Raw genomic sequence first — 23,694 nt, forward strand, 5'->3', positions numbered from 1 at the left:
CGCCTGTACGGGCGTAGGGTCCGCGCCTATCGTCCTGGGAGCGCTCCCCTAGGACACGATCGAAGGTGGGTCATGAGTACACGATTCGCCGCCGCGGCCGCCGCCCTGGCCGCACTCCTGATCTCGCTGCTCTCCTTCACCGCGCCCGCGCAGGCCGCGGTGGGCCTCCGGGTGAGCGGCGGAAAGATCTACGAGGCCAACGGCAGCCAGTTCATCATGCGCGGCACCAGCCACGCCCACACGTGGTTCCCCAGCCAGACCGGCTCCTTCGCCGGGATCAAGTCTCTCGGCGCCAACACCGTACGGGTGGTCCTGAGCGGCGGCCGGTGGACCGCCAACAGCGCGAGCGACGTCTCCGACGTCATCGCCCTCTGCACGCAGAACCGGCTGATCTGCGTGCTGGAGAACCACGACACCACCGGGTACGGCGAGCAGAGCGGCGCCTACACCCTGGACCAGGCCGTCGACTACTGGATCGGCCTCAAGAGTGTCCTGGCCGGCCAGGAGAACCACGTCGTCATCAACATCGGCAACGAGCCGTACGGCAACAACAACGCCTCCGCGTGGACCGCCGCGACGTCCAACGCGATCAGCCGGATGCGCGCGGCGGGCTTCCAGCACATGCTCATGGTCGACGCGCCGAACTGGGGCCAGGACTGGGGCTTCGTCATGCGGGACACCGCCGCGACCGTCTTCGCCGCCGACCCGCAGAAGAACACCGTCTTCTCCATCCACATGTACGGCGTCTTCGACACGGCGGCCGAGATCACCGCCTACCTGCAGGCGTTCCAGACGGCCGGGCTGCCGCTGGTGATCGGCGAGTTCGGCAACCTGCACTCCGACGGCGACCCCGACGAGGACACGATCATGGCGCAGGCGCAGGCGCGCGGCATCGGCTACCTCGGCTGGTCGTGGAGCGGCAACGGCGGCGGCGTCGAGTACCTCGACCAGGTGACGAACTTCAACGTCAGCCAGCTCACCTCCTGGGGACAGCGCCTGTTCAACGGCGCGAACGGCATCAGGGAGACGGCGAAGGAGGCCACGGTCTACAGCGGCGTCACGCCCAGCCCCTCCCCCTCGGCGAGCCCGTCGAGCTCCCCCAGCCCCTCGCCGTCCGCCAGCCCCTCGCCGTCCCCGAGCCCGTCGGCCTCTCCGACCGGCGGCGGGCGGGCGTGCTCGGCGACGTACACCGTGGTCGGGCAGTGGCAGGACGGCTTCCAGGGCGAGGTCACGGTGACCGCGGGCGGCGCGCCGATCAGCGGCTGGACCGTGAAGTGGACCTACGCCGACGGCCAGACCGTGACACAGTCCTGGAACGCGACGATCACGTCGAGCGGGTCGAGCGTCACCGCGAAGAACGTGAGCTACAACGGCGACCTGGGCGCCGGGGCGAGCACGACGTTCGGCTTCCTCGGCTCACGGAACGGCCCGGACGGCGCGAACGGCACGCCGTCCCTCAGCTGCACGGCCGCCTGACCCGGCGCTGACCGGAGCGGGCACCGGCCGGGCGCGCTCCCCGCGCGTCCGGCCTCCCGCGCGTTCACCCGTACGGCTCCGCGGTCAGTTCAGTTCGGGGTCGTCGGGATAGGTCGCCACGAAGGAGAGCTCCCCCTCCTGGCGGCGCAGCACGGCACGCCAGAGCTCCGACGGGTCGGCGTGGAAGGTGTCGCCCGGCTCGGAGTCGACGATGTACCAGGCCCCCTCCTCGACCTCGTTGCGCAGCTGGCCCGACGTCCAGCCCGCGTACCCCGCGAAGATGCGCATCTGCGAGATCTCCCCGGCGAGGATCTCGGGCGGCGCGTCGAGATCGACCGTGCCCAGCCGGTACGCGGCCGACCGGCCCGACTGCAGGCGGCGCCAGCCCAGCGGATCGCCGCCGCTCTGCACGGCGGCGAGCGCCAGCGCGCTGTCGGTCTGCACCGGGCCGCCCTCGAAGAGCACGGAGGGGCCGGTCACCAGCGCGTCCCACGACGGAAGCACCTGCGTCACCGAGATCTCGCTCGGGCGGTTGAGCACGACGCCGAGCGAGCCGCCGCTCTCGTCGTGCTCAAGGATGAGGACGACGCTGCGCCGGAAGTTGGGGTCTTCCAGCAGTGGCGTCGCGACGAGCAGCCGACCGACGTAGATCCCTTCCGCCATACCCTCCATCATGAGGGAGAAGGCGGGAATCACGCACGCCGCCCCGGGCATCGACTTCGTCTTTCCCGGCGGATCCGGCGCCCGCCGGGAGCCGGTCAGGCCTCCGTGAAACCGCGGGCCCGCCCGCCCGCCGACTCCCGCACGGCGGCGGCGACCGCGCCGGCCACGTCGGGGTGGAAGACGCTCGGGATGATGTAGTTGGGGCCGAGCTCCTCGTCCGTCACGACGGCGGCCAGCGCCTTCGCGGCGGCGAGCAGCATCTCCGAGGTGACCACGTTGGCCTGGGCGTCGAGCAGGCCGCGGAAGACGCCGGGGAAGGCCAGCACGTTGTTGATCTGGTTCGGGTAGTCGGACCTGCCGGTCGCCACCACGGCCGCGTGCTCCCTGGCCTCGTCGGGCGAGACCTCCGGCTCGGGGTTGGCGAGCGCGAAGACCACGGAGCCCTCGGCCATGGACGCGATGTCGTCACCGGTGAGGATGCCGGGGGCGGAGACGCCGATGAAGACGTCGGCGCCCTTGACCGCGCCGCGCAGGTCGCCGCTGTATCCCTCGGCGTTGGTGTGCTCGGCGATCCAGCGCAGCGACTCGTCGAGGTCGTCGCGCCCCTCGTGGACGGCGCCGAGGTAGTCGCAGACCACCACGTGGCGCACGCCGCCGGCGAGCAGCAGGCGCAGGACCGCGGTCCCGGCCGCACCCGCTCCGGCGAGCGTGACGCGGACGTCGCCGATCTCCTTGCCGACCACCTTGAGCGCGTTGGTCAGCGCGGCGAGCACGCAGATCGCGGTGCCGTGCTGGTCGTCGTGGAAGACCGGGATGTCGAGGAGCTCGCGCAGCCGCCGCTCAACCTCGAAGCAGCGCGGCGCGGAGATGTCCTCCAGGTTGATGCCGCCGAAGCCGGGGGCGATCAGCTGGACGGTGCGCACGATCTCGTCGACGTCCTGGGTGTCGAGGCAGAGCGGCCAGGCGTCGATGCCCGCGAACCGCTTGAACAGCGCCGCCTTGCCCTCCATCACCGGCAGCGCCGCGGCCGGGCCGATGTTGCCGAGGCCGAGGACGGCCGAGCCGTCGGTGACCACGGCCACCGAGTTGCGCTTGATCGTGAGCCGGCGGGCGTCCTCGGGGTTGCGCGCGATGGCCATGCTGACCCGCGCCACACCCGGCGTGTACGCCATGGAGAGCTCGTCGCGGTTGCGCAGCGGGACCTTCGACTGCATCTCGATCTTGCCGCCGAGGTGCATGAGGAAGGTGCGGTCGGACACCTTGTGAATGGCGACGTCCTCGACCGTGCCGAGGGCGTCGACGAGGGCCTGCGCGTGATCGGTGTCCCTCGCGGCGCAGGTCACGTCGATGCGGAGCTTCTCGTGACCGGCCGTGCTGACGTCGAGCGCGGTGATCACACCACCGGCGCTCTCCACCGCGTGGGTGAGGAGACTGACGGCCTTGCCGCCTGCCGGCACCTCAAGACGAACGGTGATCGAGTACGAGACGCTCGGCACGGTGGCCACGTGAATACGCTCCTGTTGTCATGTGCTGTCTGCGCATGCGCGTCTCCGGAGACCGTGACGTTGTCGGTCCGTGACGGCGCCGGGGACGCACCAGTGTCCACACATTACAGGTCCCGGCGGGATGCATCCGCTCCTTCGAGGACACGGCGTCACGGAGACGTCGCGGCGAAGGCTTCCGCGCGGGCGAGCGCCCCGGCCGGGGCACATCCGACCGGCCCGCGCCGGAGACGGCGCGGGCCGGAACGGGCCGACATGGTCAGAAGAGCGCGCTCGCCAGGTTGCGCCGCGCCTTGGAGACGGCGGGGTCGTCGCCGGGCAGGGTGTCGAACAGGCCGATCAGGTGCACCCTGGCCCGGTCCCGGTCGTCTCCGGCGCTGCGCCGTACGACACCGATGAGCCGGTCGAAGGCGGCGTCCACGTCGCCGGCCAGCATCTCCAGGTCGGCCGCCTGGGTCTGGAGGCCGACGTCGCCGGACTGCTCGGCGGCCCGGCCCAGCACGTCCGCCGGATCGAGACCCTGCGTGCGGCGCACCAGCCCCACGCCCGCGAGGCCGATCTTCGCCTCCGGGTTTCCGGGCTCCCGCGCGAGGAGCCGCTCGAACGCGGCCTGGGCGGCGTCCAGGTCGCCCTGCTCCACGGCCTCGTCCGCGGCGGCCAGGTCCGGGTCGAGCGGCGGCTCCGCCGGCTGCTCCGCCCCGCCCGGGGCGGCCAGCTCGACGCCGAGCTGCTCGAACACCTGCGTGAGCGCCTGACGCAACTGCGGCTCGGAGAGCGGGCCCTCGAACAGGGGCATGAGCTGCCCCTGGACGGCCAGGTAGACGGTCGGCACGGCGCGCATCCGCAGCGCCTGCGCCAGCTCCGGGTTGGCCTCGACGTCCGCGCGGGCCAGGATCCACGCGCCGTCCGCCTCCGCCGCCAGTTTCTCCAGCGTCTGGCTGAACTGCTGGACCTGCTCGGCCCGCGGCACGGTGGCCTCGACGATCACGGGAACGCTCATCGAGCGTTCGACGACGTCGGCGGTGAAGGTCGCCGCGGTGACCTCGACGACGGTGGCCGCCGCCGCGTCCGGGTTGTGCGCGGCCGCCTCGCGCCGCGCCTGCGCTTCCAGAGCCTGCTTGCGCGCGCCGAGGTCCACGGCGCCGTAGAGCGATCCAGGTCGGTTGAAGTCCGCTGCCATAAGTCCAATCCTGCCGTACGCGCGTGGCTGTTCCATGCCAACCGTGCCTCCTCGGGGCGCCCGGGGGCTCCGCCCAGCGCGGAACGGCTCCATGACGGGGCCGCGACGGCTCTGTCGCGGCGGGCGCGCGCGGGCGGCGGGAGCCGCGTCAGAAGCGCGCGGGCTCGGAGTAGGTGCCCCATTCCTCCCGGAGGGCGGCGCAGATCTCGCCGAGCGTGGCCTCGGCCCGTACGGCGTCCAGCATGGGCGGGATCATGTTCCGGTCCGATCGGGCGGCGGCGACGAGGGCGGCGAGGGCGGCGTCCACGACAGCCTGGTCGCGTACGGCGCGGCGGGCGGCGAGGGCGCGGCGCTGCTCCCGCTCGACCTCGTGGCTGATCCGCAGGATCTCCAGCGGCTGCTCGACGGTGGACGTGTGGCAGTTCACGCCGACGATCTTCTTGTCGCCCTTCTCCAGCTTGCGCTGGTAATCGAAGGCGGACTCGGCGATCTCGGTCGTGAACCAGCCGTCCTCGATCCCGCGCAGGATGCCGGACGTCATCGCGCCGCCACCCCCCATGTCCCGAATTTTCGTGAAAATGGATTCTGCTTCGGCCTCCAAGCGGTCGGTGAGCGCCTCCACGTACCACGAGCCGCCCAGCGGATCGACGACGTTGATGACCTCGGTCTCCTCCATGATCACCTGCTGGGTGCGCAGCGCGATCTCGGCGGCCTTCTCCGAGGGCAGGGCGAGCACCTCGTCCAGCGCGTTCGTGTGCAGCGAGTTGGTGCCGCCGAGGACCGCGGCGAGCGCCTCGATCGCCGTACGGACGATGTTGTTGTCCGGCTGCTGGGCGGTGAGCGAGACGCCGGCCGTCTGGGTGTGGAACCGCAGCCACCGGGCCTTCTCCGTACGGGCGCCGTACACGTCGCGCATCCAGCGGGCCCAGATGCGGCGCGCGGCACGGAACTTCGCGATCTCCTCGAAGAAGTCGATGTGCGCGTCGAAGAAGAACGACAGCCCGGGGGCGAAGACGTCCACGTCGAGCCCGCGTGAGAGCCCGAGCTCGACGTATCCGAAGCCGTCGGCGAGCGTGAAGGCCAGCTCCTGTGCGGCCGTGGCCCCGGCTTCCCTGATGTGGTAACCGGAGACCGACAGCGGCTTGTACGCCGGGATCTCGGCGACGCAGTACTCCATCAGGTCGCCGATCAGCCGCAGGTGGGGCTCGGGCGGGAACAGCCACTCCTTCTGGGCGATGTACTCCTTGAAGATGTCGGTCTGCAGCGTCCCGTTCAGCCGCGCGGCGGGGACGCCCTGGCGCTCGGCCGCGACCACGTACATGCAGAAGATCGGTACGGCGGGGCCGCTGATCGTCATCGAGGTGGTCACCTCGCCCAGTGGGATGCCGTCGAAGAGCACGTCCACGTCGGACACGGAGTCGACGGCGACGCCGCAGTGGCCCACCTCACCGAGGGCGCGCGGGTCGTCGGAGTCGCGGCCCATCAGGGTCGGCATGTCGAAGGCCACGGAGAGGCCGCCCCCGCCGTTGCGGAGGATCATCTTGTAGCGCTCGTTGGTCTGGCGCGCGTTGCCGAACCCGGCGAACTGCCGGATCGTCCAGGGGCGTCCCCGGTATCCGGTGGCGTACAGGCCTCGGGTGTAGGGGTACTCCCCCGGCCAGCCGATGCGCTCGTATCTGGGGTCGTCGCCCTCCGGCCCGTAGACGGGCGCCACCTCCAGCCCGGACAGCGTCCGGTGCTCCTTCCGGGGGCCGCGTGCCATCGCCGCGTCGTACCGCGCCTGCCAGCGGGCGCGTCCGGCCTCGATCTCGTCCGCGTTCATGTGCCCACCCCCATCAGAAAAATACTAGGACGTCCTACTAAATCCCGCCATAGCACCACCACTCGGGTAACCGCAGCACCAAAGATCACACCTTGGCCGCAATGCAACACGGATCTATGACAGGGGCCGTCGTTACCGAAATATGAGACGCGCATGGTTGATGTCCCCATGGAGGTGGATGTGAAGCGCGTCATTGTCGTCGCCGCGGCCGCGGCACTCGCCGCGGCCACGCTGGCGTCGCCGGCTCAGGCGGTGCGCACCACGGCCGAGCCGGCCGCGCAGACCGAGTACGTCGTCCTTTACAAGGAAGGCGCGAACGCGGCCGACGCCCAGAAGGCGATCGAGGCCGCGGGCGGTTCCATCGTCAAGGTCAACGAGGCGGTCGGCGTGGCGACGGTCACCACGACCAACAGCGGATTCGTCGCCGCGATCAGGGACGATTCCGCGATCGAAGGGGTGGCGCGCAACCGCGCCGTCGGCGTCGCGCCCAAGACCGCCAAGCTCCAGGCGGGCGTGGTCAGGGCCATCCGGTCCAAGGCGGTCGAGAAGGAGGGCAGGGCCGACGCGGCACACGCCAAGAGGGGCAAGAAGCCCACGAACGAGCCGCTCAGCGATCTGCAGTGGGACCTCGACCAGATCCACGCGAACGAGGCGCACAAGTACGAGCGCGGCGACAAGCGGGTGCTCGTCGGCATCATCGACACCGGAGTGGACGGCACCCACCCGGACATCGCCCCCAACTTCAGCAAGGCGCTGAGCCGCAACTTCACCGTCGACATCCCCACGGACGCCGACGGCAACGAGGTGGACGGCCCCTGCGAGGTGGCGTCCTGCGTCGACCCCGTGGACGTGGACGACGACGGCCACGGCACGCACGTCGCGTCGTCGATCGCGTCCCCGATCAACAAGCTCGGCGTCTCGGGCGTGGCCCCCAATGTCACGATCGTGAACATCCGGGCCGGCCAGGACTCCGGCTACTTCTTCCTGCAGCCGACCGTGGACGCACTCACCTACGCGGGTGACATCGGCATCAACGTGGTGAACATGAGCTACTACGTCGACCCGTGGCTGTTCAACTGCGTGGACAACCCGGCCGACTCCCCCGAGAACCAGCTCGAGCAGGCCACCGTCATCAAGGCGACCCAGCGGGCGCTCGACTACGCGCACAACAGGGGCGTGACCCTGATCAGCGCGGCGGGCAACGAGGCGATGGACTACACCAAGACCAACGTCGACACGACCAGCCCGGACTTCGCGAGCGTGCCCGGCCGGGCGCCGTATCCCCGCACGATCACGCCGGCCGGCTGCAAGTCGATGCCCGGCCAGGGCAACCACGTGATCTCGGTCTCGTCGACCGGCGTCAGCAAGCGGAAGGCGTACTTCTCCAACTACGGCAACGGCTTCGTCCACATCGCCGCTCCCGGCGGCGACGTGTACGACACGCCCGACGACACGCGCGACATCAGCAAGGCGACCCTCGCCGCGTACCCGAAGGCGCTCGCCGTCGCCAACGGCGAGATCGACGAGAACGGCGAGCCGACCGTCCCCTACGTGGTGAAGGACTGCAAGGGCTCCACCTGCGGCTACTACCAGTACCTCCAGGGCACGTCGATGGCCTCGCCGCGCGCCGTCGGCGTCGCCGCTCTGATCATCAGCAAGTACGGCAAGCACGACCCTCGGCGCCCGGCCCGTCTGGCCATGGACCCCGCCGCCGTGGAGCGGATCCTGCTGGACACGGCCACGCCCATGGCCTGCCCGAGCCCGGCGGCGTTCACCTACACGCGGCACCTGCCGTCCGGCTCGACCGTGACCGACACGCACACGTGCGAGGGCGGTACGGGCGGCAACGGCTTCTACGGCAAGGGCATCGTCGACGCCCTGAACGCCGTCCGCCGATAGGCCGCGCCCCTCTTGTGACCGCCGGCGGACCGCACGGTCCGCCGGCGCGTCGGGGCGTCGGGGCCGGGCCGCCGGGAGGCCGTCCGGCCCCGGCTGGGTCTCAGTCGGCGAAGTCCCCGGCGGCGACCCTGAGCGTCCGCAGCAGGTCGAACATCTCGCCCAGTTCCTTCTCGCCGTACATCGCGAGGCCGAAGTCGGCGGCCATCAGATCGGCGGTGGCGAGCCGTACGACGTCGCGGCCCCGGTCGGTGATCTCGGCGAGCACGCCGCGCCCGTCGCGCGGGTTGCGCATCCGGCGCACGAGCCCGGCCCGCTCCAGGCGGTCCACCGTGTTGGTCACGCTCGTCGGATGCACCATGAGCCGTTCGCCGATCTTGGAGAGCGGCAGCGAGCCCGCCTTGCTGAACGTGAGCAGCACCAGCGCCTCGTAGCGCGCAAAGGTCAAATCGTACGGCTTGAGCAGCGCGTCCAGTTGCGCCAGGAGTATCTGGTGGGCTCTCATGATCGAAGTTACGGCGGCCATCGCGGAGGACGGCCCGAAGTTCGCTCGCCAGCTCTCGGCGGCCCTTTCAATGGGGTCGAACGGGAGGTTGAGCGGCTTCGAGATGAACACAGCGATACGTTAGCGCGACCTTAGTCCCGTTTGCGCTGCGTACGCTGTGTAACCAAATTGATTCCTTGACCCCAGAACTCCGGCGTCAAACATCACGCTCCGTTATGGTTGCCACGTCAAAAGGTGAGGCGGCGGCAAACCCGGAGGGCAACGCGAGCCAAGTCTGCTAGTCGGCAGGCGACGGCGGGCGCGCCCTGCGACCAGCGCCACGGGGACCGGCGCGGTCCGCGCCGCCGCCCACCCGCACGGGGGGTTTGTTCGATGGTCAACAAGCAGGTGACGGCGCGGACGTTGCGCCGCGCACGGTCCTGGGCGTGGCCGGGGGCCGCGCCCGGCCGTGGATAGCCGAAGAGGCGTTTCACGCGAGGAACTCAAGCAGGGCGCGGTCGTGCTTCTGGCCGTGCTGCTCGTGCTTGGGCTCGTCAGCGCGTGGAGCGTCCTCATTCCAGGCGTCATGGATTGGGACAACATCGTGGTCGCGGTCATCGGGTCGCTCCGGCTGACCGGTCCGGTCGCCGCGGCCTTCGCCGCGTGGGTCGCGGCGCGCCGCCGCCGCGCCGACCGCCTGCGCGCGCTCACGACGTGGCAGGCGGTACGGCCGCCGCTCGCGATCCTCATGGTCGTGGTGGGCGCCTTCGGCGCCACCATGACCGTGCTCGCCGTCCGCGCCCTGATCACCGGGGAGGGCGACGGCCCGCTTCCCGGCGGGGTCGCCATGGGGGCCGCCGGTCTCTCCCTTTATGTGGTCGCGGGCTGGGTGGTCGGCTGGGTGGCCCCGGTCGCCGTCGCGCCGCTGGCCGCCGGCTTCGGCACGTACGCGCTGTTCACGTGGCTCGCCGGCGGCGCGCCCTGGGCCGACCGGCTGGCGCCGGCGGTGCACGACCCGTACGACGCGCTGCGGATGATGCCGGCGGCGGCGTTCACCGACCAGGCCCTGTGGCTGGTCGGCATCACCACCGCGATCCTGCTGGGATGGGCGGCACTGATCACCCGGCAGACGCTCGCGCTGGCCGCCGCGCTGATCGCGCTGCTCGCCGCGGGCACGGGGGTGGCCCGGCTGCTGGGCGAGCCGCATGAGGTCGCGGCCAGCGAGAACATCGCCTACACCTGCCAGGAGTGGCCGATCGTCGTGTGCGTGCATCCGGGGATGCGCGGCGGGCTCGGCGATCTGGGCAGCACGTTCACCACGATCGCGGCCCGCCTGGCCGGCACTCCCGCCGCGTTCAACCGGGTGGAGCAGCGGTCGCGCTCCGACACGGAGGAAGTCGGCAAGGGCATCGTGCCCATCCACGTCGACGACCTCGACGCCGGGTACGCGGACCGGGCGGCGTCCGAGTTCGTCGAAGGGCTGGCCCGGCCGTGCCCCGGCTCCCCGGCCGGCGGATATCGCGCGATCGTCGTCGCCTGGCTGCGCGACGAGCCGCTGCCCTCGGGTCCGCTGCCCGAGCACCGGCGCGCCGCCGCCTGGTTCGCCCGGCTGACCGAGACGCAGCGCCGCGACTGGCTGCGGATGTTCTTCACGGACTTCGCCACCTGCCGGCTGCAGAGCCGCTACTTCGGCGGAGACGTCCGGCGGGAGCCCCCCGCCGCTCCCAGCTACCCCATGAACCCCCCGTACGAGCACGAGGACACCGCCCCGTCGCGCCACGAGCCCCCCACTCCCGGGGCGGGCGAGACGGCCCGGCGGCCCTCCCGCGTCCGCTGAACCCGGCGGATCGCGACATGCCGCGCGAAGGTGAGACTCGGGCCGATCTCGGGAAGATTCCCTCCGTGAACCGCCAGACTCAAGCCCCCGAGGGCTCGCCGGTCCCAGAACCCCCGATCCGGCGCTCCCGGCGCGGCTGGCGGTGGCTGGCCGGGTTCCTCTTCGTCGTGCTGATCCTCGTCGTCGGCGCGCGGCTCGCCTTCTCCTGGCTCGACCCGTTCGGCGAGCGCACCTTCGACCGCAGCGGCCCCGTGCTGCTGCGGTCGATCCACAACCTGAGCCGGTTCGAGGCAGCCACCGGGAACTTCCAGGTCGTCGTCGATCTGGAGAAGGACGCCGCCTTCCTGCCCGACGCCATCAAGGGCACCAGGACCCTCTTCGTGGGCGCGGGGAACGTCGACGCCTACGTGGACTTCGGCGCGCTCGCCAAGGACGCCATCACCGTCTCCCCCGACCGCACCTCCGTCACCGTACGGCTCCCGCACGCCCAGCTGGAGAAGCCCAACCTGGACAACGGGCGGTCGTACGTGTTCGCCCAGCAGCGCGGCCTGCTCGACCGCGTGTCGGACTTCCTCTCGTCCTCGCCGCAGAACCAGCAGGAGCTGTACGTACTGGCCGAGAAGAAGATCGCCGAAGCGGCCACGTCCAGCGACCTGCGCGCGCGGGCCGACCAGAACACCCGGTCGATGCTGGAGGGCATGCTGACGACGCTCGGCTTCACCGACGTCGTGATCCAGTACTCCTCCGAACCCTGACCGCCCGCCGGACGGCTCAGCCGAGGTCGGCGAGCAGCTCGTCGGCGGCGGTGTAGGGGTCGGTCTCGGCCGCCACCAGGCGTTCCGCGAGGCGGTCGAGCCGCCGTTCGCGGCCCTCGGCCGCGAACCGGGCGCGCAGCCGCGCCAGCGCGATGGTCTCGATCTCGTCCCGCGCGCGGGCCAGCCGGCGGCGGCGCAGCTCCCCCGACTCATCGAGGTACGCGGTGTGCTTGTCGAGCGCGGCGATCAGGTCGTCGGCCCCCTCGCCCTTCGACGCCACAGTGGAGACGATCGGCGGCCGCCACGGCCCGCGCAGGGGCGCGACCGTGTTCCGCAGCTCGCGGACCAGGGCCTGGGCGCCGTCGCGGTCGGCCTTGTTGACGACGAACACGTCGGCGACCTCGAGAATGCCGGCCTTGGCCGCCTGGATGCCGTCGCCCATCCCCGGCGCGAGCAGGACGACGGTGGTGTCGGCCAGCCGGGCCACGTCCACCTCGGCCTGGCCGACGCCGACGGTCTCGACCAGGATCACGTCGCACCCGGCCGCGTCCAGCACCCGCAGGGCCTGCGGGGTGGCCCAGGCGAGCCCGCCGAGGTGGCCGCGGCTCGCCATGCTCCGGATGAAGACCTCGGGGTCGGTCGCGTGCTCCTGCATCCGCACCCGGTCGCCGAGCAGCGCGCCGCCGGTGAACGGGCTGGACGGGTCCACGGCCAGAACGCCCACCCGCCGGCCGCGCCTGCGGAACGCCCGGATGAGCACGCCGGTCGAGGTCGACTTCCCCACGCCCGGAGAGCCGGTCAGCCCGATCACGCGCGCGCCGTACGGCCCGCGGCCGCCCTCGGGGCCGGTCGCGGTGGCGAACGCCGCCATCACCTCGCGCAGCCGCTCGTCGCCGCCCGGGGCCGCGGCGGCGTTCTCGACCAGCGTGATCAGCCGGGCGACCGCCCGCGGCCGCCCGCGCCGCGCGTCCGCCACGAGCGTCCCGACGTCCATGGCAACCTCCGCATCGCTCGCCGCCCGCGGTTCAAGCCTAGACACGCGATCTCAGGCCGGCCCGGCGGCGCGTACGGCGCGCGCCGGGCCGCGGGGCGGACACGAAGAGGCGGCGGAAAGACGGGGAAAGGCCGCGGAATGGGCGGTGGAGAGGCCGCGGATCAGTCGCGGGAGGGCACCCGGACGATCAGGGCGTCGCCCTGGCCGCCGCCTCCGCACAGGCCGGCCGCGCCCACGCCGCCGCCGCGCCGCCTCAGCTCGTGGGCGAGCGTCAGCACGATCCGCGCGCCCGACGCGCCGATCGGGTGGCCGAGGGCGATGCCGCCGCCGTTGACGTTGACCTTGTCCTGCGGGACGTCGAGCTCCTTGACGGACTGGAGCACGACCTGGGCGAACGCCTCGTTGATCTCGACGAGGTCGAGGTCGTCGGCGGTGATGCCCTCCTTGGCCAGCGCGTGCTTGATCGCGTTGGCGGGCTGGGACTGCAGCGAGTTGTCCGGACCGGCGACGTTGCCGTGCGCGCCGATCTCGGCCAGCCACTCCAGGCCGAGCTCCTCGGCCTTCGCCCGGGACATGACGACGACCGCGACGGCGCCGTCGGAGATCTGGGAGGCGGAGGCCGCCGTGATGGTGCCGTCCTTGGCGAAGGCGGGCCGCAGCCCGGCGAGCGTCTCGGCCGTGGTGTCGCCGCGGATGCCCTCGTCGGCCGAGAACACGATCGGCTCGCCGCCCTTGCGGCCCGGCAGGGTGACCGGCACGATCTCGTCGTCGAAGACGCCGGTCTTGGTGGCCTTGGCCGCGAGCTGGTGCGAGCGGGCGGAGAACTCGTCCTGCTCCTCGCGGGTGATGCCGAACCTGGCGTTGTGCCGCTCGGTGGACTCTCCCATGGCGAGCTGGTCGAACGCGTCGGTGAGCCCGTCGAGGGCCATGGAGTCGACGACGCCGGCCGGGCCGTACTTGACGCCCTTGCGCAGGCCGGGCAGCAGGTGCGGCGCGTTGGTCATGGACTCCATGCCGCCGGCGACGACGACGTCGAACTCGCCGGCCCGGATGAGCTGGTCGGCCAGCGCGATGGCGTCGAGCCCGGACAGACACACCTTGTTGATCGTCAGCGACGGGACGGTCATGGGGATGCCCGCCCTCACGGCGGCCTGCCGGGACGGGATCTGCCCCGCGCCCGCCTGGAGCACCTGCCCCATGATCACATACTGCACGTCTGAGGGGGCGACGCCTGCACGCTCAAGCGCCGCCTTGATGGCGACGCCGCCGAGGTCGACGGCGGACAGGCCGGCGAGCGAACCGAGCAACCGCCCGATGGGCGTACGAGCTCCTGCGACGATCACGGAACCGGACATGGGATGGGGCCTCCATCACGGAATCTGGGCGACGATGTCACGATACCCAGGAGTGTCCGAGTGATCGCCATGGTGGTCGCCCACATCTCCCGGGCCTGGCAAAGTGGCGAGAGCGCGGACCGCAGACGCGGAGGAGTGAGGAAATGCTGCTCAGGATCGACCACGTGGGCATCGCCTGCCACAACCTCGAAGAGAAGATCGAGTTCTACGAGACGACCTTCGGGCTCACCGTCGTGAGCCGAGAGGTGAACGAGGAGCAGGGCGTACGGGAGGCGATGCTGCACGTCGCCGACGCGCCGAGCGGAGCGTCGTACGTGCAGTTGCTGGAACCGCTCCACCCCGACACCGCCGTCGGCAAGTTCCTGGCGAAGCGCGGCGAGGGCATGCATCACATTGGCTATGGAGTGGCCGATGTCACGCAAGCTCTACAGGATATCGCCGCAAAGGGCATAAAACTCATCGACGAGCGTCCGCGGCACGGTTCAATGGGCGCCTCAATCGCGTTTCTTCACCCGAAAGACGTGGGAGGAGTCCTGACGGAGCTGGTCGAGACAGCGCGGCATTGACCCCTCTGAACGCAAGAAAGGTTCACACGTAACAAGTCGCACATAAAGCCTGAGGGGGCGGCCAACGCGGCAGTACCGGAGTACGCTGGCGTATCACCGGACGAGGACCCGTGATGGACTCCCCCCTCGGCTGTCCGAACCCCCCGTCCGGCCCGTGTAGCCGTCTCGACAACCCAGGATCGAGCCTCATGCAGTCCGACATCGACGCCCAACTCAACAATTTCTTTGAAGACGCCCCTTCTCGGGAATTCGACGTGGTGCTCCGCGGCTATGACCGGCACCAGGTCCACGACCACTTGAAGACGCTCGACACAGAACTGCGTCAGGCGCGTGAACAGGTGAGCGGGCTCCAGCGGGAGCTTTCTGACTCGCAGCGTCAGTTGCAGGAGCAGGAGCGTCCGACCTATTCCGGTCTCGGCGCCCGCATTGAGCAGCTGCTTCGTCTTGCCGAGGAACAGGCCACCGAGCTCGTCCAGGCCGCCAGGTCGGAGGCCAACGAGATCAAGGCGCAGGCCAAGGTGGACGCCGCCGACATGCGCGCCGCCGCCGAGAACGAGGCCGCCGAGAAGCGCGCCCTCGCCGCCCGCGAGGCCGAGGACATGCGCAGCACGGCCGAGCGCGACGCCGAGGAGATCCGCGCGACCGCCAAGCGCGAGGCCGACGAGCTGACCTCGACCACTGAGCGCGAGGTCGCGAAGGTCCGGGCCACCGCCGACCACGAGGTCGCGGAGAAGCGGGCGGACGCCGAGCGGGAGATCGCCAAGCTCCGCACCACCACCGAGCGCGAGGTCGCCCAGCTCCGGGCCTCCACCAAGCGCGAGCGCGACGAGGTGCTCACCACCGCCAAGCGCCAGGCCGACGAGATGCGCGCCCAGGCGCAGCGCGTCCTTGAGGAGTCCGAGGCCAAGCGGGCCCAGGAGGAGGCGGAGTTCGAGATCCAGCTCGCCTCCCGGCGCGAGGAGGCCGAGCGGCAGGAGGCCGAGCGCCACGCCACCGCCCAGGCCAACACGCAGAAGCTCGTCGCCGAGGCGGAGCAGCGCGCCGCGACGGCCGAGCAGCGGGCCAGCAAGGCCACCCAGCAGGCCGAGCAGACCCGGCGCGAGGCCGACTCGCACGCCAAGCAGCTCCTCGCCAACGCGCGGAAGAACGCCGACCAGCTCGTGGCCGACTCCAAGGCCAGCGCCGAGTCGATCGTGACCGACGCCAAGAACGAGGCCGAGCGCACCCGCACCTCCATGCAGCGCCAGGTCGACGAGCTGACCCGCCAGCGCGACAGCATCACCAGCCACCTCGCCCAGCTTCGGCAGCTCCTCGGCGGCGCCCCGCTGCCGGGCATGGACGCCGAGCCGGCGCCGGTCGCGGCCGCCCCGGCCAAGCCCGCGCTGTCCGCCGCGCCGAGCGCGGACAAGCCGGTCTCGGTCGCCAAGCCCGTCGAGAGCAACGGCAAGGCCGACGACGACGCCGAGTGGTGGCAGGAGTAACAACCGGCGCTAACGGGGCAGTCGACGGCTATGACGACACCATGAGCAGGGCCCGGCGGATCACCTCCGCCGGGCCCTAGATCCAGCCGCGGCGGGCGGCCTGGACGCCCGCCTGGAAACGGCCGGTGGCGCCGAGGCGGCCGAGCAGCGAGGCGATCCGGCGCCGCAGCGTCCGCTCGGAGATGCCGAGGTGCCGCAGGATCGCCTCGTCCTTCATCCCCACCCCGAGCAGCTCCAGGATCTGCCGGTCCACCGCGTCCAGAGCCGGCACGGACGGGGCCCCCGCCAGGGGCGCCGCCTCGCGCCACAGCGTCTCGAACAGGGCGACGAGGGCGTCCGTGAGAGCGCTGTGCCGTACGACGACGGAGGTGAAGTGGACGCCCTCCTCGTTGCCGGTGAGCGGCAGCAGGGCGGTCACACCGTCGACCAGGACCAGCTTGATCGGCAGGTTGGCGTGGACCCGCGACTGCTCGCCCAGGCTCATCATCTGCCGGATCTCGTCGAGCTTGGCGGGCAGATCCAGCACGGCGGAGGAGTAGATCGCGCGACAGCGCACGCCGCGCGCCAGCGCCGCCTCCTCGGCGCTGATCGACGTCCCCGAGGAGGCGGCGTACGGCGGGGCGTCCAGCGCGAGCACCTCCTTGGACGCGCCGGCCAGCAGCTCCCCCACCCGGCGGCTCGCGGCGGCGCTGCCCTCGACCACCTCGATCACCCGTTCCGGGTCGGCGCGCAGCAGCCCCTCCTGGAAGTCGGCGGCCAGCTCGTCGGCCACCAGACTGAGCCGGTCGAGCTCGGCGCGGCGGCGGCGGATCGCCCCGCCGAGGCCGATCCTCGGGTCGGCCGCGCGCAGGCCGCGCCGTTCGGCCGACTCCAACAGGCCGAGCTCCATGAGCCGGTCCACCGAGGCGCGGACCGCGTCAGGCGATGCCTCCAGCCGCCGCGCGCACTCCTCGACGGAGCAGCGGGGGTCACGGAGCAGCAGGCGGTAGATCCGTTCTTCGAGGATGTCCAGGCCGATGGCGTCCCACAACGTGGCACCTCCGTGGCATGTTCCGGTCATTGGCCGGATCAGGTCACATGTTTGTATCACAATCGTGGTGTCGCACTGCAAAGGTAGCGGCATGGAGCCAACGCGGAGTATTGCCTCCGCGAGCTCCTTGAGGGAGGAAAGCAGAGGGAGGGGACGCAGGCCTGGACGGTGACCCCGTCGGCCGCGTCCGCCCCTCGCTCATCGCCACACCGGCGCTCCAGACCCGCCGCCGTCCGGCGCCCCCGCTTCGCTCAACGGGCTTGCCCCGCATGCCCTCAACCGGGATGTGCGGTCCGGCCGGAAACGTGCTCGCGGCTCCAGCGCTTCTCCCGGCCGGGCTCTCCCACCGACGACCGCGTCGTCATTCACAGCAGGACCAGGATGCCGACGCCCAGCAGGAGGTCGAGTATCGCGCACCATTCCGCCATGGACCGAGAGACGATCCGATTCGCGCGCAAGTGGAAGATGTCCCAGATCCCGTGCGCGATCAGAGCGGCGGCCATCACGGCGCTCCCCAGCGCCCAACCGGCGTGCACGGCGGCCAGTACGACGGCGCCGAAGACCAGCATGGCCGGCGCCTGTAGTGCGCAGAGCCCCGGCCTGCGTAGCTGCCCCCGGACCAGGCCGATCACGGCGATGACGAGCGCGGCGGGGCCCAGCACAACGGCGTAGCCGACGCCCAGCACCTGGCTGACCACCGCCACGACGGTCAGCCCGAGCACTGTCAACCAGGCGGAACGAGGCCGGTCCAGAACCGCTGTCGTCAGATAGGCGAGCGCGGCGACGAACACGAAGACGCCGGCTGCTCGCCCATCGTCGACATGGAAGAGGAACGCGCAGGCGATTCCCAGCCATGTCGGCCACCGGCGCACCAGCGCCCTCACGATGCGGGGCAGCGGAGCCGACCGGCGTACAGCGGGCCTGCGGTCATCAAGCATCGGGTGCGTCATGGCCCCGAGCCTGTCCGGCCAGCCACTTCCCTGCCGAGCGCCCGTGGAAAGTATGTCCGAAAACTTGGGATGCCTACCCGATCAGACCTACCATCCAGAGATGGCAGAGCGGCGGGTTGTCGTGGTCGGTTATGAGGGCGCCGAATTGCTCGACATCGCCTGCATCACGACCAGCCTGGAGATGGCCAACCGGGTCGGCTCGGTGCGCCCGCCGTACCGGATTTCGGTGGTCAGCCCGGGTGGGCGGCCGATCGCGCGCCAGTCGGGGCTGACCCTGCACAGCCAGGGCTCGCTGCAGCGGACCATCGGCCCGATCGACACGTTGATCGTGTCCGGCGGATGGGGCCACACGCGCGCCGCCGAGGACCCGGTGATCGTCGGCAACGTACGCCGGCTGGCGCGGGAGAGCCGCCGGGTGGCCTCCGTGTGTACGGGGGCGAGCGTGCTCGCCGCGGCGGGACTGCTCGACGGCAAGCGGGCGACCACTCACTGGCAGTTCGCCCGGCAGCTCGCCGCCCACCACCCCGCCGTCACCGTGGACGCCGATCCGATCTACATTCGGGACGGTGCGATCTCCACCGCCGCCGGCGTGACCAGCGCCCTCGACCTGATGACCGCGTTCATTGAGGAGGACCACGGAGCGGGGCCGGCCCGGCAGGTGGCCCGGGCCCTGGTGACCTACCTCCAGCGGCCGGGCAACCAAGCCCAGATCAGCATGTTCACCGCAGCGTCACCCGCCGAGCACGACGTGGTCAGGCGAGTCGTCGGGCACGTGACCGCGAACCTCGACGCGGACCTCACCACCGCCACGCTCGCCTCGATCGCCGGCGTCAGCGTGCGGCACCTCACCCGGCTCTTCCTCACCCACCTCGGCCAGTCACCCGGCCGCTTCGTCCGCCTGGCCCGGACCGAGGCGGCCGCCCACCTGCTGGCCACGACCGCCCTACCTGTCGCCCGCGTGGCGGCCCGGTGCGGGTTCGGCACGGCCGAGGCGCTCCGCCAGGCGTTCGTCAGCCGGTACGGAACGACCCCCTCGCGGCACCGCGCCGCCAACGCGACCCACGGCTGAGACGCCGCTTCCGCGAGGGCACCGAACCGGCCGACTCCCACGTCGGCCTCCGCTCTCCCCACCCGGTGTCGCGGGGATCCGCGGCCTCCTCCAGCAGGGCCAGGGCGCCTGGAACCGCGGAGCGTGCTTCACACCGTGCCCTTCGCCATGCCCGGGTTCAGGGCAGGGAGCGGACGAAGTCGGCGACGGCGTGGTTGAACGCCTCGGGATTCTCCATCGCGGACAGATGGCCCGCCTCGGGGATGACGGCGAGCCTGCCGTCGGGCACGGCCTCGGCCATCGCCTCCGCGTCGGCCCGCGGGGACAGCTCGTCCTCGTCGCCCACGATGACCAGCGCGGGCGCCGTCAGGGCGCGGAGCGTGTCGAAGGAGTCCGGGCGGGCCGCCATGGCGCGCTGCGCCCACGCCACGGCCGGAGGCGGCGCGGACTGGACGAGGCCGCGTACCCGGCCGGACACCATGGGCCTGCGCCGCGCGGTCGTGGCGCCGAGCTGCGGCGGCAGGACCTCGTCCACGAGGATGGCCGGACCGTCCCGGAGGACCGCCGCGGCGATCCGCTCGCGGTTCTCCCTCGCGGGTGCGGGATCGGCCGCCGCCTTGGTGTCGGCGAGGATCACGCCGAGCAGGCGGTCGGCGTGGCGACGGCAGAAGGCCATCGTGACGTACCCGCCCATGGACTGGCCGCCGACCACGGCGCGCTCGATCCCCTCGCGGTCGAGGAGCCGCGCCACGTCGTCGGCCATGACGTCGAGCGAGGGCGCGTCGTCTCCGAGGGGTGAGCCGCCGAAGCCGCGCAGGTCTGGAGTGATCACCGTGCAGGCGCGCGCCAGCCCCTCACGCTGCGCCTGCCACATCGCCGAGGAGAACGGGAAGGCGTGGAGCAGGACCACGGGCGTCCCGGAACCGGCTGATCGCGAGTAGAGCCGCATCTGGCCAACGTAACCCGCGATCGCCGTCCATGGCCTGCCGGCCCACGCTGTCACGTCGAGTGCGCGAGCGGTCAGGACAACGCGGTCTGGCCGCCGTCGACGAAGAGCACCTGGCCGGTCATGTACGCGGACGCCGGGCTGGCGAGGAACAGCGCGGGCTGGGCCATCTCCTCGGCGGTCCCCCAGCGGCCCATCGGGACGCCGCTGATGGTGGCCTTGCTCGCGTTCTCGTCCTCCCACAGGTTGCGGTTGAGCTCGGTCGCCGTCCAGCCCGGGCACAACGCGTTCACCCGTACGCCCCGGGACGCCCATTCGACCGCGAGGGTCTTGGTGAGAGCGACCAGCCCCGCCTTCGCCGCCCCGTACGGCGCGAGGAAGGGGGCGCCCTTGGCGGCGACGGAGGCGACGTTGATGACGGACCCGCCGCCGCGCTCCAGCAGGTGCGGGGCGAACGCGTGCAGGACGGCCATCGCCGAGTCCAGGTTGAGCCGCATGGTCTTGTCCCAGCCGGTCAGCCGCAGGTCCTTGAACTCGGCGAGGAAGCTCGACCCTCCGGCGTTGTTGACGACGACGTCCACGTGGCCGAGCGCCTCGATCGCGGCCTGGACGGCGCCCGCCACGGCGTCGCGGTCGGTCACGTCGCAGGGGATCACGTGGGCCGCGCGCCCGTGGTCCTCGATCTCCTTGGCCACCTGGGCGAGGCTCTCGGCGGATCGGGAGACGAGCGCGACGTCCGCGCCCGCCTCGGCGAGCGTGAGGGCGATGGCCCTGCCGATGCCGCGGGACGCCCCTGTGACGAACGCCTTCTTGCCCGAGAGATCGAACGCCTGCACGGTGCCTCCACTGGAACAGAACATAGCTCTACTGTTCCTGTTTATACCGCTTCGGCACCCACGATGGCATCCGGCCCGGATGTCAGACCTGGGTGGGCAGGGGGCCCGCGGCCGGATTCACCCGCTTGACGATCTCGTCGAGCACGATCCGCACGTACGGCTCGCCCACCCACAGGTGCTTGGCGCCCTCGACGCCGACCACCTCGACCTGCGGCACCCGGGCGAACCGCGTACGCGCCTCGTCGGGCCGCAGATAGTCGTCGTGTTCCGGCACCAGCGCGACCAGGGGCCGGCCGAACTCCGCCCAGGCGTCCAGGTCGGCGTCCGTCGCGCGGTGGAGCGGCGGCGAGAGCAGGATCGCGCCCTCGACGAGCGGGTCCCGGCCCCACTTCAGCGCCAGCTCGGTGCCGAACGACCATCCGACGAGCCACGGGCGGGGCAGGTCGTGGAACTCGGCGTACTCCAGGGCCGCCGCCACGTCGAACCGCTCGTCCTGACCATGGCCGAAGGCGCCCTCGGACGTCCCCCGGTCCGAGGTGGTGCCCCGGGTGTTGAAGCGCAGCACCGCGAGGTCGGCCAGCGCGGGCAGCCGGTACGACGCCTTGCGCAGCACGTGGCTGTCCATCATGCCGCCGTGGGTCGGCAGCGGATGCAGGCAGACCATTGTGGCCGCGGGGGGCCGGTCCTCGGGCAGCGCGATCTCACCGACCAGCGTCAGCCCGTCGGCCGTGTGCAGCTCGATGTCCTCCCGCCGCGCGGGCAGCACCGTCGACGCCCGGATCTCCGCCACCATCGCCAAACCTCCTGCACAGTTCCTCTGAAGAGCTGGTGAAAACCCGCCGATGGCCGCGGCCGTCAGTAGCGGGTGCGGCCGGGGCCGCGCTTGACCCGGTTGCGCCAGCAGGCGGTGTGCCAGTGGCGCCGCTCGTTCTCGCCGCCGGTCCAGTTGGGCCAGGAGACGAGGTGCGCGAGTCCGATCCTGATCTCCTGGTCGCAACCGGGGCAGCGGTAGATCTTGTCCGCCGCCCCGCCGACGATGCGCCGCACCTGCCACTCGCCGTCGGGCCATTCCTCGACCTGGCCGATGCCGAACCGCCCGGCGAAGCCCAGGCCCTCGTCGTCGGCCCCGTCTCCTCCGCGTCCGCCGTTCCCGGGACGCCGTGAGCGGCGCGAGGAGCCGTCAGAACGGCGGGCGCGGCGCGGGCTCACCGGGCCTCCTCGCGGACGCGCGCGGCCCACTCGGGACGCGTACGGACGGAAGGGTACGGCAGGGCAGGGGGCAGGAAAGGCGCGACGGGGGTCATGTCAGTCAGAACGAGTGGTCAGCCGGCGTATTCCCGGATGCTGCGCACGCCGGCCGTGACGAGCTGGTCGAGCAGCGGCACGGGGGCGAACGCCGGCTCGCGGTACTCCGCGTAAAGGGCGCGCAGCCCGTCCCTGACCGCCTCCAGGCCGATGGCGTCGAGCATCTCCAGCGGCCCCGCCGGATATCCGCAGCCGAGCCGCATCCCGGTGTCGATGTCGCCCGCGGAGGCGTACCCCGACTCCAGCATGCGGACCGCGTCGTTGAGATACGCGTACAGCAGGGCGTTGACGACGAACTCGGCCCGGTCTCCGCACATCACCGGGGTGCGATCGAGGATCCGCACCAGGTCGTGTACGGCCGCGGTGGTCTCCGGCGAGGTCAGCACGGTGGAGGCGACCTCGGCCACGCCGTCGCCGACGAGGTGCAGCCCGGCCAGCCGCTCGGGGTGCGGCAGCCGTACGGCGAGCTCGACGACGGGGCGGTCGGACAGGGCGAGGACCACGTCGGCGTCGCCGACCGGGGTCAGGTCGGCGCTTTCGGCGACCACGGGCTTGAACCCGGCGCGCTCGACGGCCGTGGCGAGCGTCTCCGCCTCTGGCCCGCCGCCGACGATCCCGACCGTGGACACGGAGGCCGCCTGGCGGGCCTCGGGTGTGGCGGGGGCGGCTTCGCCGTAGGAGTGGAAGCCGCGGCCGGTCTTGCGGCCGAGGAGCCCCGCGGTGACCAGTTCGCGCAGCACGGGCGCGGGCGCGTGCCGCCGGTCGCGGGTCTCACGGAACAGGACCTCGCACACCTCGTAGGAGGTGTCCAGGCCGATCAGGTCGAGCAGCGTGAACGGCCCCATCGGCAGCCCGACGCCCAGCTTCATGGCGGCGTCGATGTCGTCGCGGCCGGCGACGCCCGCCTCCAGCAGGACGCAGGCGTGGTTGAGATAGCCGAGCAGCAGCCGGTTGACCACGAAGCCGGCGCGGTCGCCGGCCGTGATCGGGGTCTTGCCGAGGCTCCGGGCGAGCGCGGCGATGTCGTCGGCGAGACCGTCGTCGGTGACCACGGTGTGGATCACCTCGACCAGCTTCATCACCGGGGCGGGGTTGAAGAAGTGCATCCCGATCACCCGTCCGGGCCGGGACGTGCCGGCGGCGATCGCCGTGACCGACAGCGACGAGGTGTTGGTGGCGAGCACCGCCGACGGCTTGCAGACGCGGTCCAGGTCGGCGAACAGGACGCGCTTGAACTCCATGATCTCCGGGATCGCCTCGATCACCAGGTCGGCGTCGGCCAGGTCCGCACGGGAGGTGGTCAGGGAGACCCGGCCGAGGATCTCGCGCCGCGCGTCCTCGGTGAGCTTGCCCTTCGCGACGGCCCTGCCGGTCGAGCGCTCCAGGTGGCCGCGACCGCGCTCCAGGGCCGCGTCGTCGGCCTCGACCCCGATCACCCGACGGCCCGACCGGGCGAAGACCTCGGCGATCCCCGCACCCATGGTGCCGAGTCCCACCACACCGACAGTCTCAAACGTCTGCGCCATGGGGTCAGTCTCGCAGAGGGGGCCGATCCGGCAGAGGGCAGG

General features: G+C 71.7%; 21 protein-coding genes. 7 read left to right on the plus strand and 14 right to left on the minus strand.

The window, feature by feature from the left end:
- Positions 1–72: 72 nt before the first annotated feature.
- Positions 73–1,476 carry a cellulase family glycosylhydrolase gene (locus AWQ71_RS00835; RefSeq protein ID WP_067124940.1) on the plus strand — a complete coding sequence of 468 codons (1,404 nt, stop codon included), beginning with the start codon at positions 73–75 and terminating at the stop codon, positions 1,474–1,476.
- Positions 1,477–1,560: 84 nt separating this feature from the next.
- On the opposite strand, the gene AWQ71_RS00840 is transcribed toward AWQ71_RS00835, so the two are convergent.
- From AWQ71_RS00840 to icmA, 4 genes are all read right to left on the minus strand, one after another.
- Positions 1,561–2,139 (minus strand): YqgE/AlgH family protein, encoded by a 579-nt coding sequence (locus tag AWQ71_RS00840; RefSeq protein ID WP_067126007.1) that lies wholly within the window; start codon positions 2,137–2,139, stop codon positions 1,561–1,563.
- Positions 2,140–2,234: 95 nt separating this feature from the next.
- Entirely contained in the window at positions 2,235–3,644 is a 1,410-nt protein-coding gene (locus AWQ71_RS00845; protein WP_067124943.1) for an NAD-dependent malic enzyme, read from the minus strand.
- A 256-nt stretch (positions 3,645–3,900) separates the two neighbouring features.
- On the minus strand, positions 3,901–4,821 hold the full coding sequence (locus AWQ71_RS00850) for a tetratricopeptide repeat protein (RefSeq protein ID WP_067124946.1): 921 nt from the start codon (positions 4,819–4,821) through the stop codon (positions 3,901–3,903).
- A 148-nt stretch (positions 4,822–4,969) separates the two neighbouring features.
- Entirely contained in the window at positions 4,970–6,643 is a 1,674-nt protein-coding gene (gene icmA / locus AWQ71_RS00855) for a coenzyme B12-dependent isobutyryl-CoA mutase large subunit (RefSeq protein ID WP_067124949.1), read from the minus strand.
- 180 nt (positions 6,644–6,823) lie between these two features.
- On the opposite strand from icmA, the gene AWQ71_RS00860 reads away from it, so the two are divergent.
- Positions 6,824–8,542 (plus strand): S8 family serine peptidase, encoded by a 1,719-nt coding sequence (locus AWQ71_RS00860; protein ID WP_245658048.1) that lies wholly within the window; start codon positions 6,824–6,826, stop codon positions 8,540–8,542.
- 100 nt (positions 8,543–8,642) lie between these two features.
- Here AWQ71_RS00860 and AWQ71_RS00865 read toward each other — a convergent pair whose 3' ends face one another.
- Entirely contained in the window at positions 8,643–9,149 is a 507-nt protein-coding gene (locus AWQ71_RS00865; protein ID WP_067126017.1) for a MarR family winged helix-turn-helix transcriptional regulator, read from the minus strand.
- Between the two features lie 343 nt (positions 9,150–9,492).
- Between AWQ71_RS00865 and AWQ71_RS00870 the strand changes: the two genes are divergently transcribed.
- Both AWQ71_RS00870 and AWQ71_RS00875 read left to right on the plus strand, forming a co-directional pair.
- Positions 9,493–10,860, plus strand: coding sequence for a hypothetical protein (locus tag AWQ71_RS00870; RefSeq protein ID WP_157570121.1), 1,368 nt, complete (start codon positions 9,493–9,495; stop codon positions 10,858–10,860).
- 65 nt (positions 10,861–10,925) lie between these two features.
- Complete coding sequence (locus AWQ71_RS00875) at positions 10,926–11,615, plus strand: DUF4230 domain-containing protein (RefSeq protein ID WP_245658049.1); 690 nt, start codon at positions 10,926–10,928, stop codon at positions 11,613–11,615.
- A 16-nt stretch (positions 11,616–11,631) separates the two neighbouring features.
- On the opposite strand, the gene meaB is transcribed toward AWQ71_RS00875, so the two are convergent.
- Positions 11,632–12,609, minus strand: a complete 978-nt coding sequence (gene meaB, locus AWQ71_RS00880; protein ID WP_067124958.1) for a methylmalonyl Co-A mutase-associated GTPase MeaB — start codon at positions 12,607–12,609, stop codon at positions 11,632–11,634.
- A 161-nt stretch (positions 12,610–12,770) separates the two neighbouring features.
- Positions 12,771–13,964, minus strand: a complete 1,194-nt coding sequence (locus AWQ71_RS00885) for an acetyl-CoA C-acetyltransferase (RefSeq protein ID WP_218001590.1) — start codon at positions 13,962–13,964, stop codon at positions 12,771–12,773.
- A gap of 143 nt (positions 13,965–14,107) precedes the next feature.
- Here AWQ71_RS00885 and mce point away from each other — a divergent pair, with 143 nt between their 5' ends.
- Together mce and AWQ71_RS00895 are read left to right on the plus strand one after the other, a co-directional pair.
- Positions 14,108–14,530, plus strand: a complete 423-nt coding sequence (gene mce / locus AWQ71_RS00890; RefSeq protein ID WP_067124961.1) for a methylmalonyl-CoA epimerase — start codon at positions 14,108–14,110, stop codon at positions 14,528–14,530.
- A 188-nt stretch (positions 14,531–14,718) separates the two neighbouring features.
- On the plus strand, positions 14,719–16,011 hold the full coding sequence (locus tag AWQ71_RS00895; RefSeq protein ID WP_067124964.1) for a DivIVA domain-containing protein: 1,293 nt from the start codon (positions 14,719–14,721) through the stop codon (positions 16,009–16,011).
- A gap of 76 nt (positions 16,012–16,087) precedes the next feature.
- On the opposite strand, the gene AWQ71_RS00900 is transcribed toward AWQ71_RS00895, so the two are convergent.
- Together AWQ71_RS00900 and AWQ71_RS00905 are read right to left on the minus strand one after the other, a co-directional pair.
- A complete protein-coding gene (locus AWQ71_RS00900; protein WP_169806492.1) occupies positions 16,088–17,071 on the minus strand; it encodes a winged helix-turn-helix transcriptional regulator in 984 nt (327 codons plus the stop codon).
- Positions 17,072–17,406: 335 nt separating this feature from the next.
- Entirely contained in the window at positions 17,407–17,991 is a 585-nt protein-coding gene (locus AWQ71_RS00905) for a hypothetical protein (RefSeq protein WP_084258275.1), read from the minus strand.
- A 100-nt stretch (positions 17,992–18,091) separates the two neighbouring features.
- On the opposite strand from AWQ71_RS00905, the gene AWQ71_RS00910 reads away from it, so the two are divergent.
- Positions 18,092–19,060 carry a GlxA family transcriptional regulator gene (locus AWQ71_RS00910; RefSeq protein WP_067124970.1) on the plus strand — a complete coding sequence of 323 codons (969 nt, stop codon included), beginning with the start codon at positions 18,092–18,094 and terminating at the stop codon, positions 19,058–19,060.
- A 157-nt stretch (positions 19,061–19,217) separates the two neighbouring features.
- On the opposite strand, the gene AWQ71_RS00915 is transcribed toward AWQ71_RS00910, so the two are convergent.
- From AWQ71_RS00915 to AWQ71_RS00935, 5 genes are all read right to left on the minus strand, one after another.
- On the minus strand, positions 19,218–19,988 hold the full coding sequence (locus AWQ71_RS00915) for an alpha/beta fold hydrolase (RefSeq protein ID WP_067124973.1): 771 nt from the start codon (positions 19,986–19,988) through the stop codon (positions 19,218–19,220).
- Between the two features lie 71 nt (positions 19,989–20,059).
- The gene (locus AWQ71_RS00920; protein ID WP_067124977.1) at positions 20,060–20,845 is read right to left on the minus strand and encodes an SDR family NAD(P)-dependent oxidoreductase; all 786 of its coding nucleotides are present in this window, start codon (positions 20,843–20,845) and stop codon (positions 20,060–20,062) included.
- A 58-nt stretch (positions 20,846–20,903) separates the two neighbouring features.
- Positions 20,904–21,614: an alpha/beta hydrolase gene (locus AWQ71_RS00925; RefSeq protein WP_067124979.1), complete on the minus strand. Its 711-nt coding sequence runs from the start codon at positions 21,612–21,614 to the stop codon at positions 20,904–20,906.
- A 62-nt stretch (positions 21,615–21,676) separates the two neighbouring features.
- Positions 21,677–22,030 carry an Rv1322 family protein gene (locus tag AWQ71_RS00930; protein WP_218001591.1) on the minus strand — a complete coding sequence of 118 codons (354 nt, stop codon included), beginning with the start codon at positions 22,028–22,030 and terminating at the stop codon, positions 21,677–21,679.
- A gap of 113 nt (positions 22,031–22,143) precedes the next feature.
- A complete protein-coding gene (locus AWQ71_RS00935; RefSeq protein WP_067124982.1) occupies positions 22,144–23,652 on the minus strand; it encodes a 3-hydroxyacyl-CoA dehydrogenase family protein in 1,509 nt (502 codons plus the stop codon).
- Positions 23,653–23,694: the final 42 nt, after the last annotated feature.

The sequence above is a fragment of the Microtetraspora malaysiensis genome (assembly GCF_001528665.1).
Classification (GTDB): Bacteria; Actinomycetota; Actinomycetes; order Streptosporangiales; family Streptosporangiaceae; genus Microtetraspora_A; species Microtetraspora_A malaysiensis.

Coding starts and splice junctions, on each gene's coding strand:
- AWQ71_RS00835 (WP_067124940.1), top strand. CDS start 73: ATGAGTACACGATTCGCCGCCGCGGCCGCCGCCCTGGCCGCACTCCTG.
- AWQ71_RS00840 (WP_067126007.1), bottom strand. CDS start 2,139: ATGGCGGAAGGGATCTACGTCGGTCGGCTGCTCGTCGCGACGCCACTG.
- AWQ71_RS00850 (WP_067124946.1), bottom strand. CDS start 4,821: ATGGCAGCGGACTTCAACCGACCTGGATCGCTCTACGGCGCCGTGGAC.
- icmA (WP_067124949.1), bottom strand. CDS start 6,643: ATGAACGCGGACGAGATCGAGGCCGGACGCGCCCGCTGGCAGGCGCGG.
- meaB (WP_067124958.1), bottom strand. CDS start 12,609: ATGGACGTCGGGACGCTCGTGGCGGACGCGCGGCGCGGGCGGCCGCGG.
- AWQ71_RS00885 (WP_218001590.1), bottom strand. CDS start 13,964: ATGTCCGGTTCCGTGATCGTCGCAGGAGCTCGTACGCCCATCGGGCGG.
- mce (WP_067124961.1), top strand. CDS start 14,108: ATGCTGCTCAGGATCGACCACGTGGGCATCGCCTGCCACAACCTCGAA.
- AWQ71_RS00895 (WP_067124964.1), top strand. CDS start 14,719: ATGCAGTCCGACATCGACGCCCAACTCAACAATTTCTTTGAAGACGCC.
- AWQ71_RS00900 (WP_169806492.1), bottom strand. CDS start 17,071: ATGACCGGAACATGCCACGGAGGTGCCACGTTGTGGGACGCCATCGGC.
- AWQ71_RS00905 (WP_084258275.1), bottom strand. CDS start 17,991: ATGACGCACCCGATGCTTGATGACCGCAGGCCCGCTGTACGCCGGTCG.
- AWQ71_RS00910 (WP_067124970.1), top strand. CDS start 18,092: ATGGCAGAGCGGCGGGTTGTCGTGGTCGGTTATGAGGGCGCCGAATTG.
- AWQ71_RS00915 (WP_067124973.1), bottom strand. CDS start 19,988: ATGCGGCTCTACTCGCGATCAGCCGGTTCCGGGACGCCCGTGGTCCTG.
- AWQ71_RS00920 (WP_067124977.1), bottom strand. CDS start 20,845: ATGTTCTGTTCCAGTGGAGGCACCGTGCAGGCGTTCGATCTCTCGGGC.
- AWQ71_RS00925 (WP_067124979.1), bottom strand. CDS start 21,614: ATGGTGGCGGAGATCCGGGCGTCGACGGTGCTGCCCGCGCGGCGGGAG.
- AWQ71_RS00935 (WP_067124982.1), bottom strand. CDS start 23,652: ATGGCGCAGACGTTTGAGACTGTCGGTGTGGTGGGACTCGGCACCATG.